Origin of the sequence: Gardnerella leopoldii, from assembly GCF_003293675.1 — a bacterium.
Lineage (GTDB): Bacteria > Actinomycetota > Actinomycetes > Actinomycetales > Bifidobacteriaceae > Bifidobacterium > Bifidobacterium leopoldii.
In genome coordinates, this window is sequence record NZ_CP029984.1 from 74,412 (window position 1) to 90,225 (window position 15,814).

General features: G+C 43.2%; 12 protein-coding genes. 11 read left to right on the plus strand and 1 reads right to left on the minus strand.

Annotated elements, in window-relative coordinates:
- Nucleotides 1-18: 18 nt before the first annotated feature.
- The gene (locus tag DOD25_RS00410; RefSeq protein WP_004574072.1) at nt 19-2,340 is read left to right on the plus strand and encodes a transglycosylase domain-containing protein; all 2,322 of its coding nucleotides are present in this window, start codon (nt 19-21) and stop codon (nt 2,338-2,340) included.
- A gap of 141 nt (nt 2,341-2,481) precedes the next feature.
- On the opposite strand, the gene DOD25_RS00415 is transcribed toward DOD25_RS00410, so the two are convergent.
- Nucleotides 2,482-3,636: a quinone-dependent dihydroorotate dehydrogenase gene (locus DOD25_RS00415; RefSeq protein WP_004105417.1), complete on the minus strand. Its 1,155-nt coding sequence runs from the start codon at nt 3,634-3,636 to the stop codon at nt 2,482-2,484.
- A 227-nt stretch (nt 3,637-3,863) separates the two neighbouring features.
- Here DOD25_RS00415 and DOD25_RS00420 point away from each other — a divergent pair, with 227 nt between their 5' ends.
- The 10 genes from DOD25_RS00420 (at nt 3,864) to fni (ending at nt 15,769) form a co-directional block, all read left to right on the plus strand.
- Nucleotides 3,864-4,721: a DeoR/GlpR family DNA-binding transcription regulator gene (locus DOD25_RS00420; RefSeq protein WP_004105415.1), complete on the plus strand. Its 858-nt coding sequence runs from the start codon at nt 3,864-3,866 to the stop codon at nt 4,719-4,721.
- Between the two features lie 511 nt (nt 4,722-5,232).
- Nucleotides 5,233-6,414: a hypothetical protein gene (locus DOD25_RS00425; protein ID WP_112928499.1), complete on the plus strand. Its 1,182-nt coding sequence runs from the start codon at nt 5,233-5,235 to the stop codon at nt 6,412-6,414.
- 480 nt (nt 6,415-6,894) lie between these two features.
- Complete coding sequence (locus tag DOD25_RS00430) at nt 6,895-8,271, plus strand: AMP-dependent synthetase (RefSeq protein WP_112928500.1); 1,377 nt, start codon at nt 6,895-6,897, stop codon at nt 8,269-8,271.
- Nucleotides 8,272-8,614: 343 nt separating this feature from the next.
- On the plus strand, nt 8,615-8,911 hold the full coding sequence (gene rpsF / locus DOD25_RS00435) for a 30S ribosomal protein S6 (protein ID WP_004574062.1): 297 nt from the start codon (nt 8,615-8,617) through the stop codon (nt 8,909-8,911).
- Nucleotides 8,912-9,065: 154 nt separating this feature from the next.
- On the plus strand, nt 9,066-9,647 hold the full coding sequence (locus DOD25_RS00440; RefSeq protein ID WP_004105402.1) for a single-stranded DNA-binding protein: 582 nt from the start codon (nt 9,066-9,068) through the stop codon (nt 9,645-9,647).
- A gap of 139 nt (nt 9,648-9,786) precedes the next feature.
- On the plus strand, nt 9,787-10,035 hold the full coding sequence (gene rpsR / locus DOD25_RS00445; RefSeq protein ID WP_004105399.1) for a 30S ribosomal protein S18: 249 nt from the start codon (nt 9,787-9,789) through the stop codon (nt 10,033-10,035).
- 16 nt (nt 10,036-10,051) lie between these two features.
- Nucleotides 10,052-10,498, plus strand: coding sequence for a 50S ribosomal protein L9 (rplI, locus tag DOD25_RS00450; RefSeq protein WP_004105397.1), 447 nt, complete (start codon nt 10,052-10,054; stop codon nt 10,496-10,498).
- Between the two features lie 540 nt (nt 10,499-11,038).
- The gene (mvk, locus tag DOD25_RS00455) at nt 11,039-12,163 is read left to right on the plus strand and encodes a mevalonate kinase (RefSeq protein WP_064340625.1); all 1,125 of its coding nucleotides are present in this window, start codon (nt 11,039-11,041) and stop codon (nt 12,161-12,163) included.
- A 135-nt stretch (nt 12,164-12,298) separates the two neighbouring features.
- Nucleotides 12,299-13,396, plus strand: a complete 1,098-nt coding sequence (mvaD, locus tag DOD25_RS00460) for a diphosphomevalonate decarboxylase (protein ID WP_004574055.1) — start codon at nt 12,299-12,301, stop codon at nt 13,394-13,396.
- A 9-nt stretch (nt 13,397-13,405) separates the two neighbouring features.
- Nucleotides 13,406-15,769 (plus strand): type 2 isopentenyl-diphosphate Delta-isomerase, encoded by a 2,364-nt coding sequence (fni, locus tag DOD25_RS00465; RefSeq protein WP_112928501.1) that lies wholly within the window; start codon nt 13,406-13,408, stop codon nt 15,767-15,769.
- The last annotated feature ends 45 nt before the right edge of the window (nt 15,770-15,814 follow it).

The following is a 15,814-nucleotide window of genomic DNA, read 5'->3' on the forward strand; positions in this document are numbered from 1 at the left end:
ACCTTTAGAATAGTACGCATGCCGAAAAAGAATTCACTGACTGTTCGCCGTGTGCTAGCACTGTTCCTTACCTACATCACTTTGTGTGTTGCAGGAGGTGTTGCAGCAAGTATTATGTTTGTTCCTGGCGTAATGAGCGTGAATAGCATAGTGAAAACAGTAGTACCTTCACTTCGCGTTGACGGCATCGATTTTGATGTAACTGCTTTGCCGCAAAAATCGCGACTTTACGCTTCTGATGGCAAAACTATTATTGCAACTTTTTATGCTCAAAACCGCACTGTAGTGCCGCTTCGACGCATATCGCAATATATGCAGCGAGCAATGGTTGCTCGTGAAGACCGTCGATTCTTTGAGCATTCCGGCGTAGATATGCAAGGTGTTATTCGCGCATTCGTGCAAACATTCGTTAAAAAGGGAGATATGCAAGGTGGCTCTTCCTTAACTCAGCAATATGTAAAAAATGTGCTTATGATTAAAGCTCGCGAAAATAACGATCCTTTAGCTGAGTATCACGCTTCTGAAGGCACTATTGCTCGTAAATTGCGCGAAATGCTTATTGCAATTCAAATGGAGAAAAAATACTCCAAACTTGAGATTTTGCAGGGATATTTAAATATTGCGCAGTTTGGTAGCAATAATATTTACGGCGTAGAAACTGCAGCTCATCGATACTTCAATACGAGTGCTGCAAAGCTTAATCTTGTGCAATCGGCAACTATTGCTGCAATTACAAAGAATCCTTCGCGTTACGATCCTTCTATTGAAGCAAATCAACCTGAAGCGCAAAAGCAGCGCAATATTGTACTTGATTTAATGCTTCGTCAAGGTTTTATTACTAAGAGCGAGCATGATTCCGCTGTTGCTATTCCTCTTAAAAGCACTCTTAACATACAGAGGGAAGTTTCTAAGATTGGATGCCAAGCTGCAGGTGATGCAGCATTCTTCTGCGATTATGTAACGAAGAAAATTTTGCATTCTCGCGAGTTTGGTAAAACTGCTGCCATGCGCGAAAAGTTGCTTACTGAGGGTGGTCTTGATATCTACACAACTATGGATTTGCGCGCCAGCAAGGCTGCTATGAAAGCTGCTAGAGATACGATTCCTGTAAACGATAAGAGCGGTTTTGAAGTTTCAATTGCGGCAATTAAGCCTGGAACTGGTGAAGTTTTGGCATTTGGCAGCAATCGTATTTATGATGCTACGGATGCTGCAAAATCAGATCCTACGCATACGGCTTTGAACTATGCTGTAGATGAGCGCGATGGTGGCGGTCTTGGTTGGCAGATTGGTTCTACGTGGAAGCCAATTAATATGGTTGCATGGATGCTTGCTGGAAAGTCGATTAATCAGCCTCTTCGCACTTCTATGCTTTACAACAATGCTGATTTTAATTGCAGCAAATTCCGCGGAGTTGGTAGTTGGTCAGTTCAAAACTCTGGTGGTGGCACAACTAATCCGGAAACTCCTTTGCAAGGTCTTGTGCGCTCGCATAATACCACTCAGGCTTCTATGGCTCAGCAAATTAAGCTGTGTTCAATCGCGGATGCTGCTCGCATACTTGGTTACCATAATTCGCCTCTTGGTCAGGAAAGTGTGTATTCTTCTAACTCGCTTAATCCGCCTATGACGATTGGTTCTGTGCAAGCTTCGCCTTTAACTGTGGCGAATGTGTATGCAACTATTGGTGCTGATGGCGTGGCATGTGATCCTATTGCTATTAAGCGAGTTGTTGACAAAAATGGTAAGCGTTTGAAAGTTCCTAGTGCGCATTGCCATCAAGCAATTCCAAAGGGAATTGCTCAAACTGCTGCTTATGCGCTGAATCAGGGTGTTGTGCAACCTGGCGGCGAGGCTTCAACTACCCAACTTGATGGTGGTCGCAAGACTTTCGCAAAAACTGGTACTAACGAACAGTACTACATGACTACAGCTGGTTTTGTGCCGTATCAAGTTGCTTCGTTTGTGGCAGTTGGTAACGCCGAATCACAAAAAAGCTTTAATGGCATGACTATTAACGGTCGTACAATGGCAGCTTGGTATGGTATGTATATTGCAACGCCAGCGTGGAAACAGTTTATGAATGACTATTTGAAAGCTGCTAACATTCCTGTTGACAACGATTATGGCAAGCCTGATCCAAAGTACACTGCCGGTGGAACTCTGCCTGGCATGCCTAAAAATACTGTTAAAACTGATCAGCAGAAGCGAGATGAAGACGCTAGAAAGCAGGCAGCACAAGAACAGCAGGAAGAAGCTAAGAAACAAAAGAACACGCAAGATCAGTACGGCACTGCTCGTCGCGACGACTATAGTAATTCAGAAACTGATAATTACTAAATGGTATTTGTTAACTCGTAATTGCTAGTTAACTTACTAAATACTAAGTTGTTTTGTGCTGTTCCTTACAAATAGACCCTTACTTATGCTACTTGATTGTGAGCAAAGTAAGGGTCATTTTTAGCGCAAATACGCACTGTACTAGTTCAAATCCGCACCAACTGCGTCTGTAACATGCTCAAAGCCGTCGCGTTTCAAAAGATCCGCAAGTCCGCGTTTCAGCGTTGTGATTTGCTGCGGTCCTCTGTACATAAGTGACGTAATAAACATAACCAAATCAGCGCCTGAGCGAATCTTCTCATATGCTTGCTTTGGCGTAAATACTCCGCCAATGCCTGCAATAGCAAAACGTTTACCAAAAGCTTTGCGCGTGCGTCGAATAAGCTCGTTGCTTGCGCTGTAGGTAGGACCTCCAGAAAGTGCTCCTTGCCAATCTTCCGGAACATCAAGTCCTGCGCGATTCTTTTGCAAGTTCGCAATACTTACTCCGTCAACTTTATGTTCGGCAAGTACGTCAAGCAAAGATTTGAACTGTTCCCAACCACCGTGCAAATTAAGCGGCATCTTAACTAACGTTGGCTGAGGTCGCTTAATAGTGTCAAGATCGGTGAATAATTTGTCAAGTGCTTCCGGCTGACTAAATGGTTCACCCACACGCGTGTTCGGGCATGAAATATTTACTTCAATTATTGAGCTTTTTCCGGCTGCACGTTCCATAGAAATATGGTAGTCTTCAATTCCTTCTTCCAAGTCGCCAACTAAGTCGTCGTTTGTGCGCGCAATAGAAATAGACATATTCATAGACTTTGCATGCGTCCAGGCTTTCTCGGCTCGTGCAACAACGGCTTCGCTGCCATCGTTTGCTAGTCCTGCGTGTACAAGAATAGAGTCATATTCTGGAAGGCGATGATACCAAGGTTTTTGATTTCCTTCGCATGGTCGGCTTGTGGTAGAGCCAACTGTTTCAAAACCAAAGCCGGCGTTGTCTAGTACGGTCGCCATTTGGCAGTTTTTATCCAGTCCTGCACTTAAGCCAAACGGATTTGCAAAATCCACACCCATAACGTTAGTTTCTAGCACTGGGTCTGTGTAGTTAAGCATTTCGCGAAGAAGCCACATTAATCCAGGAGTGCGTTCGCTAAATTTGCAAAAATTAATCATGCGATCATGCGCTTCGTCTGGAGGAATGTTAAAAACAAAATGCGGTTTAATAATGTGTTTGTATGAGAATGTAAAAAGGTCGGTCGTTGCTTTATTGACGACATTGTGCAATGAGTGTTCAGAAACGTAATACATATTTATATAGTAGGGCATTATTGTTATATGCGCTATTACTTAGTGTATTTTGTGCGTTTTTTCTTGCCGTAGTTTGTGCGTTTTCTTCCTTAGTACGCGTTCGTTTTTGTGCGATTTTTCATAAAACTTGCTTTGCTTGACAACAAAATGTGCGTTCTTTTCGTTTTAATGCCCTGAAACGCTCAATTACGTTTGTTTTTTGCGTTTACGTGTGCGATAATGTTCGTATGATTTCTTCACAGCGTCAACATTTGATTTTAAGCCGTCTCCGTACGCGCGGTGCTGTTCGCATTACTGCGCTTTCTAAAGAACTGAACGTTTCTGCTATGACGGTTCGCAGGGATATCGCAGAGCTTTCGGATCGTGGGCTTTTAAAGCGCGTTCACGGCGGCGCAGTGACGACTAATACTCTGCTTTCGGAGCCGCTGTTTTCTGTAAAGTCGCAAATGGATATTGGTTTGAAGGATGCAATTGCGCGTTTGGCTGTGGATTATGTTTCTCCGGGGGATGTGATTGCTATTGGCGGCGGTACCACTGCTTATGTGTTTGCGCAACATTTGCTCGAGTCGCGCAGGGCTTCTGGTATTACGATTTTGACCAATTCGATTCCTGTTGCGGAGCTTGTGCAAGCTTTAGAGTCGAAGGATGTCGAGGTTATTGTTACCGGTGGCGTGATTACGCGTTCCAATTCGCTGGTTGGGCCTATTGCAGATAAAGTTGTTGCTTCTCTTCGTGTGAATACCGTTTTTCTTGGCACGCATTCTGTGTCTCTTCCTCGCGGATTCCTTATGCCAAATTCTTTGGAAGCTGCTACTGATATGGCGTTAATGGATATTGCGGATCGCACGATTATTTTGACGGATCATACTAAATGGAGTTGTACGTCGCTTTCGCTATTTGCTCGTTTTGATCAGGTTGATACTGTTATTACCGACGATGGTTTGGATGCTGATTCTCAGCTTCGTACGCGTGAGCTTGTGAAGGATTTGGTTTTGGCACCTGTTATTGATGAGCGAGATGTTCTTGATGCGTCTAATGCTGACGATTTAGTGAGTTCTGGAGATTCTGACGATTTGCTTGATTAGTATTTTTGCGAATATTTTTGCAAAGTTTAATTTTGCGCGCTGATGATTTTAATGCCCGAGTGAGTTGTTTACTCGGGCATTTTTGGTTTTTCTGTTTGGTTTTGCTTCAAGTGTGTCGATGTTTAAACAAATTTCGCCGATGGTTAAATATTGCGTTTTTCTTTGTTTTATAAGGCTGTTAAAGAAATCGCAAAACTCAAACCTTAAAGAAAGCTGAAAAAACGTTAAAAAAATCCAGTATATGGCGTGTCGCGTAATTTTTATTAAAAAATACAGAAAAATGTCGTAAATATTTCTGCTTTTTAATGAATATAACGAATATTTACTAAGATTTTTGTATTTTTGGCGCTTAGAAATCTGAATTTTAGTGTTGAGTTTTCTGAGAGCTTGCGGTAAGTTTTAACTCAGTTACCGGTTGAATCCCTAGTTCACTGGTACGAGCGGGAAACCGCAAATGGCAAATTTTTCTTCGCATACCCTAGTGCGAAGGAGAAGAAGAAAGGAAAATATTATGTTGAATAAGAAGGCTATCGCCGCATTCGCTGCCGGCGCCACCCTCCTCTCTGGTTTCGCTTTTGCTGCTCCAGCAATGGCTGCATGCCCAGATCCTGCTCCATTCAAGAGCGCTGCTAAGACGTCTGCTGATGCTGCTTACAAAGCTTATACTGATGCTAAGGCTGTTCTTGATGGTATGACAGTTTCTCCAGCTCCTGCAAAGGATTCTGAAGCTGAACATTATACTGTTACAATTTTGGCTACTGGCTTGTTGAAGAATAATGCTGATCCATCTGAAGTCTCACATGATCTGTACGTAAAGGTTCAGAAGTATGTGGATGCTTACAATGCTAACGTTACAGAGACTAGGGCTAAGGAAGCTCAGCAGACTAAGGTAAATGATCTTCTTGCTAAGTATCTCGATGCTAAGAACGTATTGGAGAACTGCGCAGTTCCAGATCCAACTGAGGATCAGGTTAAGAGGGCTCTTATTAACAAGGTTCGTCTTGCTAAGATGAACTTGGACAACAAGGATGATGAACTTGCTGTTGCTAAGAATAAGTTCAATGATGCTTATAAGGCTTTGGTTGCTGCTATTGCTGAGTACAATGCTCGCATGGATGCATTCAGTGCTGCTAATGGAAAGCTCAACGCATTCTTGGCTTCTGGCGTGAATGATTCTGCTACCGAGACTCGTTTGCGTGATGCTGCAGATCGTGCTGAGGCTCACCTTAAGCGTGCAACTCTTGCTCTTGCCAAGGCTAAGGCTGCTTATGATGATGCTCTGGCAAAGGATTTGGCTGCTGTAGCTGCTTATAATAAGGCTTTGCAGACTTACAAGGATGTTTACAATGAGGCTGTTGCTGCTGGTGTGAACCCAGCTTTGTTGCCACCAGTTGTGACTTCTGATCCTTTGGATCCAAAGGTTCCAGCTGTTCCTGGTTTGAAGCATGCTTATGCTTCTGCTATGAGCGGTAAGTTTGGTAAGGAAGCTAAGGCTGCTGAGGCTGCTGCTAAGCAGGGTAAGGATACCAAGGCTTCTGCTCAGCAGAACAACAATGCTAACGGTGCTGCCGCTGGTGCAAACGGTGCCGCTGCTGCTGGTTTAGCTAAGACTGGTGCTGCTGTAGCTATGGCTGCTGTTGCTGCTTCTGTGCTTGCTGGCATGGGTGCTGCTCTTCGCAAGATCCGTCACTAAGCTAAAAGCTGATTCAGCGATGAATCATTTGGGCTTTAGCTTACTGGTTGATCGTTGAGTCGATTTTACTGTGAATTACTTAGTCTAGTGTGCTAAAAGGTGCGCTAGACTAAGTTTTTTTTGACCTATAAACCTTTTTATAACAATTTTGTGCTCTTCGCCTCCTGTCTGCACATCCTGTCTGCGCTTTCTGCTGCACCCTTGTAAACTTTCTGCCGTTTTTTCGCTCTTTCGCGACTTTTCCTTTACGCAGCTGCACAGTTTTTGCCGTTTTATCGCCTTAATCCGACCGTTTCTTTACGCCGCTGTAAAGTTTTTGCCGTTTTATCGCGCGCATCCGACCTTTCCTTTACTCCCATGTAAACTTTCTGCCGCCACCTGCCAATTCCGCACCTTCTTTTCGCACCTTCTTTCCGTACCTTTTATCCACAATGCAAGAAATTTATTTACGCACGAATAAGGCTTTAATAACCTTGCATTATGAATAATTTTTATATAAACGATTTATTTTCGAATAGTGAACAGAATAAGCGTTGCTTCGCCCCGAAAACTAATGCTGAAAGAAAAGCAGTTCAAAGGTCATCGCAACGTGGAGAAGCTGTGCGCGTGTACAAAAATCTTTACATGCGTAAAGAATATTGGAATAGTCTTTACGAAGCTGAAAAAATACGTCATATTGCGTTATCTATTATTGAATCGCACCCCGATTGTAAATTAACAGCTTCGACTGCCTCGGCACTTCTTGGGTATCAAGTTTCGAAAGATTATGACAGCGAAAAAAATTGCTATGATAATGCTTTTCTTAGCAAAAAGAAAAATTGTGTGGACGCAAGAGATACTAAAATTTATATTCGAAGCAACAAGCGAAAATCAAACAAGTATAACAATCAACTAAAAGTTATTCCTTCCGTAGGTTACGAACAGAATGGTATGAGTGATGATGTCCGCATTTTAACGCGTGAGAATAACAGTACTGGACAATTAATAAAGCTTCCGCATGCAAGCGATTGCGTGACTGAAGAAATAAAAAGTCACTTGGTAGATAAAAGCACTATGTTGTTTGACGTTGCTAATAATTACTCATTTAGATTTGCTTTGCCTATTTTCGATTCAGCAGCGCGAGACAATGTGAATTTAAACAGAGTGATCGAAATTTGCAAAAGCCGATACTGCGATTGCAAGAATAACTTGAGTGGCGTCGATTGTAATAGTGAGATTGCAAATAATAAAACGTGTGCGAATAGCAGTTTACACAAAAACCAACGTCATTATACAAGGGATTACGCTTATTTGGATGACTTGCGAAACTATGCAAAAACGAATGGTGGGACTAATTTTTCATTGTCTTTTAAGCAAATTTTTGAGTGTGAACAAAAAAAGTTGGCTAAATTATGTAAGCTTTGCTTCTTTGCAAATGGTCTTAGCGAGAACGCTGGTGAATCCTTAGCTCGGGGAACAATGATTAATTTAGGATTTATGATACCAGAATTACAGCGTGAGTTTGAGATTCCACATGTAAATTTGAAGTATCGTTGCGACTTTTTGTGGAGCCTGAATAATGGGGAGTTGATTGTTGGGGAGTTTGACGGGTATTCGAAATACTACATTGATACAGATGATGCGCAATATAAGAATGTGAATCTTAATTCTTCAGGAGACAATAAAAATTTATTCGAATCGCGAAACCAGAGTGTTATTCATAAGAATATCGACAAACAAGCGGAACGTGAGGTATTGCTTATGAAGGAATGTGGCGTAAATAAAATCGTGCGCTTTAATTACTCGGATATCCTTGATCCTAGGAAGCTTGAGAAGAAACTTGCAGCTGTTGGAGTGCCTAGAATTATTGGGAAATAGCCGATGCGTGCGTGTGCTGCGGAACTTTGCGCTTGATTCCGACCAAAACTTTACTCCTGTGTAAAGTTTTTGCCGTTTTTTAGCACGAAAACGACCTTTTCTTGACAACGCTGTAAAGTTTTTGCCGTTTTTTGGCGCGTAGTTGACCGAAACTTTACGCCGCTGTAAAGTTTCTGCCGCCTGACACCATCGTTTAAGCGCGTAACTCTCGTCGTCACGAGCGTGCTGTAAAATAGCGAAGTTGTGTGCGGTTTTGGTGCTTATCATCAAACAATCGCGCATATTTTGCAAACACACTCCTGCTGTGGAAGGTCCACAGCCGATAGTCCGAAGGAGGTGGGTGATGTCTGCACATAAGTATGAACTGATGTTCATTGCAAATCCTGAGCTGGATGAGCACGGTCTTAAGAAGTTGACCGAGCAGTATCTTGAGCTTGTCACCAACGAGGGCGGTTCCGTTGACGGTACCGATTACTGGGGTCGCCGCAAGTTTGCCTACGAAATTGAAGGCAAAACCGAAGGTAACTACGTTGTGGTGAACTACACTGCCGAGCCATCTGTAAGTGACGAACTTGACCGTGTTTTGAACCTTAACGAATCTGTAATCCGCACGAAGATTCTTCGCAAGGACGCTAAGTAAAAACTAGCAAAACTAAGTAAGCTCTAGTGAATTAAATAAAAACTAGTTAAGCTAAATAAATACGTAAACAACCGCGCATAAGTTGCGCACAAAATTGCCAGTAATTGCTAACTAACATGCGATTACGAGTAAAGCGAGAAAGAAAAGGCACGATATGGCAGGTGAAACAATTATTACCGTCGTGGGAAATCTCACTTCGGATCCTGAATTAAGGGCACTTTCCAACGGTGCTTCTGTTGCGAGCTTTACCATTGCATCCACACCTAGAACGTTTAATCGTAATACGAATCAGTTCGAGGATGGGCCTGCATTATTTATGCGTTGCTCAGCGTGGAGAGACTTGGCAGAACATTGTGCAAACAGCCTTTCTAAAGGCATGCGCGTGATTGCTCAAGGCAGGTTGTCGCAGCGTTCGTATCAAGCGCAAGACGGCTCTAATCGCACAGTTGTTGAACTTACAGTTGACGAAATTGGTCCATCTTTGCGTTATGCAACTGCGCAAGTTAACCGCCAAAGCTCTTCAACAGGTTTTGCTGGTGGCTCGCGTGCAGCAAATGCTGCTGGTGCAGGTTATGCTGGCGGAGCAAATTATGCTGCTAGCCAGGCCGCTTCTCAGCATGCCGCAAGTTCTTCAGCGGCTGATCCGTGGAGTGCTGCTGCGCCAACAAACGATAGTTTTTCAACTTTCGGTGCCAATTCTGATTTTGGTGGCGATTCTGAAGAACCTGAGTTCTAGCGTTTTAGTTGAGCTATAGATAGCGTATTTATTTGTTTATTTATGCACTTATTTACGCGCTTACTTAATCCTTATAAATACATCATCAGTTAAATGTTATGCGAACAAAAAGCATAACGGATTTGAGAGAGGACATCTTATGTCACGCAAAAGGCCGCAACCACCGGTCAAGCCTTTCAAAAAGAAGCCAAATCCTTTGAAGGCTGCCAAGATTACTGAAATTGATTATAAAGACGTTGCTTTGCTGCGCAAGTTCGTTTCTGACCGCGGCAAGATTCGTTCCCGTCGTATCACCGGCGTAACCGTGCAGGAACAGCGCAAGATCGCGAAGGCAGTGAAGAATGCTCGCGAAATGGCTTTGCTTCCTTACGCCACTACCGGTCGCTGATTGAGAGGATAGGAATATGGCTGAAACCAAGGTTATTCTTACCAAGACTGTTGCCAACCTCGGTCACTCTGGTGACGTTGTTGAAGTTAAGGCTGGCTATGCACGCAACTACCTGATTCCTCAGGGTCTTGCTTTTGCATGGAACAAGGGTGCTGCTTCCCAGATTGAAGCAATGCGTCGCGCTCGTCTTGCCAAGGCTGTTGCCACTCGTGAAGAGGCAGTTGCAGCTAAGGCTCAGATTGAAGGCACCGTTGTGGAGCTTTCTGCTAAGGTTTCCGAATCCGGCAAGCTTTTCGGTGGCGTTTCTGCCGATAAGATTGCTGCTGCTTTGGCTTCCAAGGCTCAAGTTGAGGCTCGCGCAATTAAGGTTGCTACTATTAAGACCACTGGTGAGTTCCCAGCAACCGTAACGTTGCATCCGGAAATCACCGCTTCCTTCACTGTTAAGGTTGTGGCTGAGTAAGTAGCTTTGTGAATTTTACAAAACATGTTGCAGCAAGCAGATTCTTGCTTTTAGTGGTTTTCTGCTTGTAATACATGTGGATTGAACTTAAGCATTAACTCTGCGTTTGCGTTGTATTGAGTTTTCTCATTGCGATGCTGCGCAGAGTTTTTTTATTGCTGCGCGCTGGTCGGTTTTACATTTCTATTCCCCGCGCGACCTTTTCTTTACAAGCGTGTAAAGTTTCTGCCGTTTTATTGCCTTAATCCGACCGAAATTTTACACTCGTGTAAGGTTTCTGCCGTTTTTCTGCCATTTTGCGACTTTTTCTTTACAAGCGTGTAAAGTTTCTGCTGTTTTATTGCTTTAATCCGACCGAAACTTTACACTCGTGTAAAGTTTCTGCCGTTTTCCAAATGTGAATGTGTTGTAAGTGTCACGTGCGTAACGTAGTTTTTTAAGTTTTACTCGACTAAATTAGAACAGTTGGAAAATTGCGAAATTATAAAGGAGATGCAAACTGTGCTGGAAAGCAAATATGAACTGGCTGACGAGCTTAGTATGAACGCAAAAGCGCAAGATGCCAACATATCTGCTATTCGCAATGACGAAGAGTATGCTTGTAAAAATTCCGTAAGCGCAAATCTTGAAAACGCAATAAAATACAGCAATCACAAAGGTTATGGCGAAACTTGCGCGAAGGTTATTCTTTTTGGCGAACATTCCGTGGTTTATGGCCATTCTGCAATAGCTTTGCCGCTTAAAAACTTGCGTATGCGCGCTGTTGTAACTAGTTGCAATGAATCTTTAGCACCTGTTTCGTGTGAATCTTTATCTTCTACATCAAGCGAATCTTTAGCATCTACGACGAATCTCGATTCACATATAACTCTTTCATGCCTTGACTTTACTGGCAAACTTTCCGAAATTCCTACGCGCTTTAATAGCATACGAACAGCAATTCGCGCGTCGCTAGAGTTTGCAGGGTGGAGCGGTGAGAATTTGCACATTTTTACCGAGTCTGATTTTCCAGCAGAACGAGGTCTTGGTTCGTCTGCGGCAGCTGCCGGTGCTGTAATTCGTGCGATTCTTGACTATTATGGCGTTGCAGCTAGCAATGATGAGATTTTTAAGTTGACGCAGACTGCTGAGTGTGTGGCTCACGGATGTTCTTCAGGCTTGGATGCCACTGCAACTGCTGCTTCCTGGCCTGTGCGTTTTAGTCGTGGCTGTTTTGATCGCATGGAAATTAACATGCGTGCGTGGCTTGTTTTGGCGGATTCTGGATGCAAAGGAATGACTCGCGAAACAGTTGAAGCTTTACGTTCTCGTTTAGAATCGAATCCTGTTGAAGTTGGAGCGCAGCTCAATAAATTGGGGGAGATTGCGGCTGTTGCAGAAGATGATTTGGCGTTTGGCCGTATTGAAAATATGGGTAAGCAAATGACTTTCGCACACCGTATTTTGGCGGATTTGGGCGTAAGTACTGCAAAACTTGACGCCTTGGTAGATGCTGCTTGTCAGCATGGCGCGTTGGGTGCAAAACTTACCGGTGGAGGTGGTGGAGGATGTGTCATTGCGCTGGCTGATAGTGAGGATGCTGCTAAGCGAGTGAGTGAAGCTTTTAAAAATGCCGGTGCTTGCGATACGTGGGTTGTAAATATAGGTGATTCTGCAATAAATTGAATCTTATTTTTACTTGAAATGTAGCATAAACTTTACAGTTGTTTAAAGAAAAGAAGCTTGTGCGCACTGTTTTGCTAAAATATTGCTTAGCACATTAACAAACGAGAATTACTTATCTGCCGCAAGAGGAACAGCATGCAAAATGTTGAAATTCAGCCAAAAATAACGTTTGACGCTAGTCTTTCACCCAACTCAGCTTTTGCTAAAGCAAACGCGAATATTGCGCTGATTAAGTATTGGGGTAAGCGCGATGAAAAGCTGATTTTGCCTTATACTTCCTCGCTTTCGCTCACCCTTTCGGATTTGTCTACAACTACAAGCGTAAGTTTTGCGAATAATCTTGAACAAGATACTTTTACTTTAGATAATGAAAAGATTTCGCCGTCTGCCAAAACTTTTCGTCGCGTAGTCGCTATGCTCGATTTGGTGCGTGAAATTGCAGGAATTTCAATGAAAGCAAGCGTTATTTCGCATAATATTGTGCCAACTGCTGCTGGTCTTGCGTCGAGTGCGTCTGGTTTTGCAGCTCTTGCGTCTGCTGCCTCGTACGCTGCTGGATTAAACCTAACTCCACGAGAACTTTCTAGACTTGCAAGACGTGGTTCTGGTTCAGCTTGTCGTTCGATTTTTGGAGGACTTTCAATTTGGCATGCAGGTTGCGACGACGAAACGTCTTATGCAGAGCCTATTGAAAACGCACAAGTTGCGCTTAAAAATTTAAACCTTGCTATGATTGTCGTCACTTTGGACGATAGCAAAAAGCCGATTTCTAGCCGAGAAGCGATGCGCAGAACGGTTGAAACTTCGCCAACGTATATGCAATGGGTTGAGCAGTCGAAGGACGACCTTGAAATTGCTAAAAACGCAATTCAGCGAGCAGATATTGAGCAATTGGGTGAGGTTGTTGAACGCAATGCTTTTGGAATGCACGAAACTATGCATAATGCTGTTCCATCGGTGAATTATTTGACTAGTAGCACGCATATTGTGCTTGAAGCGGTTAAAAATATGCGAAAAGATGGTTGGCTGGTGTGGTCTACGATGGATGCTGGTCCGAATGTGAAGGTGCTTACTTCTGGAGATGATGCTTATCGTGCGATGTGTCAGTTGCGCTCGCGAGTTGAAGATGGTTTGCGTAATTCTAGCGTTTTTTGTAATACAGAATATTGCGAGCCGAAATTTGCGATTGCGCTGCCAGGTGACGCTGTGACGGTGAGTACGAGTTTAAAATAGGCGGATAATATGACTCAAGTGCGCTCTAGTGCCCCAGGAAAGCTTTATATTGCGGGCGAGTATGCTGTTGTTGACGGCTGTGCTGCAATTGTTGCTGCTGTTAATCGTTATGTGACGGTTAGTGTAAGTGATGAAACTTTAAACGAAGAGTTACGCGAAAATTTGCAGAAAAATGCGCCTAGTAGCAGAAATTATTGTGGTGTGATTACCTCAGATGGCGAAAAATATAAACCGCTTCTTTGGTCGCGTGCATCCGACGGAAGTATTGAAATACAAAACGACGGAAAATATGCTTATGTGCTCGCTGCAATGTGCGTAGTCGACGCTTATGCTAGTGAGGAATGTGCGCCAAATATTAACCGCAAAAGTTACAATGTGTATATTTCTAGCGAACTTGATGATGTAAAAACTGGTAGAAAATACGGTCTTGGATCTTCTGCTGCGGTAACTGTTGCGGTTATTCGCGCGTTGTGCAAATGGTATGATTTGAATCTTTCGACTCCAGAAATTTGCAAGTTAGCGTTAATTGCGTCGTCGAGTGTTAAAAAATCCGGAAGCGGTGGAGACGTTGCTGCCAGCTCTTATGGCGGTTGGATTATGTATCGCGCGTATAACCGCGAGTGGCTTGAAGCTGAGCTTACGCTAGTAAAATCCGGATGCTCTGATTTCAGTGAGTTGTTGCACAAAAAGTGGCCGCGACTGGAAGTTAAGCGTTTAAATGTAGATAAGTCGCTAAAACTTTTAGTCGGCTGGACTGGTTCTCCTGCGTCTAGCGCAAAGCTAGTAAGTAGCGTAGAAAGTAGCGTTAAAACTAGTACGGAAAGTAGCGTTGAAAGTAACGCTGAAAATAACGTTGAAAGTAACGTCGAAACTAGTGCTTTTGACAAAAAAATTAAATCTTTTACTTACGAAGATTTTTGCAAACAAAGTGAGATTTGCGTGCAAAAACTTGCGCGCGCAATTGAAAAGTTTGAAATAAGCGAAATCTATAGCGGTTTTGCTCAAAATCGTGCGTTGTTGCAAAAATTAAGTGCTCTTACTGGAACTGTTATCGAAACGCGTGAACTTACAAAATTTATTGAAATTGCGACTTGTGCCGGTATTCCTGCAAAAACTAGCGGTGCAGGCGGAGGAGATTGCGCAATTGCGCTGTCGACAATTTATGACAATAATGTAATTGAAACTATGAAATCTACTTGGGAAGCCAATGGAATAAAGCCATTGAATATTGATGTTACGGAAATTTTTGGAACTGGTAAGCCTTCTGAAAATATTGTATTAGACGCGTTTGCTAAGCGTAACGAGCTTAATATGCAATCTGCTCAATCTTGCATAATACAAAACCGAAAAGACGCGCATATTGCGCTTGCGGACAAGCAGTATAAAACTCGTGCAGATTCAGATTTTGACAAAGTGCGTTTTGTGCCGAATGCTTTGCCGCAAGTTGCGCTTGAAGAAATTGACGATAGCGTGAGCGTGCTAGGAAGTGAAGTATGCGATTCTGTGCGTTGGTGCTCGCCGATATATATTAACGCAATGACCGGCGGAAGTGATGCTGCTAAAAAAGTGAATGCAAGTCTTGCTAGAGTTGCTGCAAAAAATTCTGTTGCTATGGCGAGTGGATCTTTGAGTGCTGCTCTTCGAGACGAAACTTTACTCAGCACTTTCAGTGTCATAAGAAGCGAAAATCCACACGGATTTGTGATGGCAAATGTTAGCGCTGGAACTAGCGCGTCTGATGCATTGCGTGCTGTAAACATGATTCATGCGAATGCGTTACAAGTGCATTTAAATGCTGCACAAGAGTTGGTTATGCAAGAAGGAGATCGCGATTTTCGAAATTGGTTGCGCAATATTGAGTCTATTGTCAGTGCGTGCGAAGCTCTAAAAGTGCCTGTGATTGTGAAGGAAACTGGATGCGGAATTTCTGCTAAAGATGTTCAGCGTCTTAAAGATGTTGGAGTGCGCACTGTAGATGTTTCTGGTCGTGGTGGAACTAATTTTGTAACAATAGAGAATGCTCGCAGGAACTTAGGCGACTGTGATTATTTGGTTGATTGGGGTCTTACTACTGTTGAGTCGCTGGTTGACATACGCAAGTGTGATTCGTTAAAAAATATGGAAGTTTTCGCAAGTGGAGGAGTTCGCACGCCTTTGGATGTTGTGCGCGCGTTGGCTTTGGGTGCTTCTGCAGTTGGTGTCGCTGGCGAGTTTTTGCATACGCTTATGCATGAAGGTGAGGACGCGCTTTCTTTGCAAATTGATAACTGGAAGAAGCAAATTAGGGTGATTATGGCGCTTCTTGGATGCAAGACAGTTAAGGATTTACAAGAAAAGACTGAGTTTGTGCGTGCGGATTGTCTTGGTAAGTGATATACTTGTGTAGTTGTGCGTTCAAGCGTGCTTATTTGTTTATGC

Excerpts from the sequence above, each read along its gene's own strand:
- DOD25_RS00410 (WP_004574072.1), top strand. The coding sequence starts at position 19 with ATGCCGAAAAAGAATTCACTGACTGTTCGCCGTGTGCTAGCACTGTTC.
- DOD25_RS00415 (WP_004105417.1), bottom strand. The coding sequence starts at position 3,636 with ATGTATTACGTTTCTGAACACTCATTGCACAATGTCGTCAATAAAGCA.
- DOD25_RS00420 (WP_004105415.1), top strand. The coding sequence starts at position 3,864 with ATGATTTCTTCACAGCGTCAACATTTGATTTTAAGCCGTCTCCGTACG.
- DOD25_RS00425 (WP_112928499.1), top strand. The coding sequence starts at position 5,233 with ATGTTGAATAAGAAGGCTATCGCCGCATTCGCTGCCGGCGCCACCCTC.
- DOD25_RS00430 (WP_112928500.1), top strand. The coding sequence starts at position 6,895 with ATGAATAATTTTTATATAAACGATTTATTTTCGAATAGTGAACAGAAT.
- rpsF (WP_004574062.1), top strand. The coding sequence starts at position 8,615 with ATGTCTGCACATAAGTATGAACTGATGTTCATTGCAAATCCTGAGCTG.
- DOD25_RS00440 (WP_004105402.1), top strand. The coding sequence starts at position 9,066 with ATGGCAGGTGAAACAATTATTACCGTCGTGGGAAATCTCACTTCGGAT.
- rpsR (WP_004105399.1), top strand. The coding sequence starts at position 9,787 with ATGTCACGCAAAAGGCCGCAACCACCGGTCAAGCCTTTCAAAAAGAAG.
- rplI (WP_004105397.1), top strand. The coding sequence starts at position 10,052 with ATGGCTGAAACCAAGGTTATTCTTACCAAGACTGTTGCCAACCTCGGT.
- mvk (WP_064340625.1), top strand. The coding sequence starts at position 11,039 with ATGAACGCAAAAGCGCAAGATGCCAACATATCTGCTATTCGCAATGAC.
- mvaD (WP_004574055.1), top strand. The coding sequence starts at position 12,299 with ATGCAAAATGTTGAAATTCAGCCAAAAATAACGTTTGACGCTAGTCTT.
- fni (WP_112928501.1), top strand. The coding sequence starts at position 13,406 with ATGACTCAAGTGCGCTCTAGTGCCCCAGGAAAGCTTTATATTGCGGGC.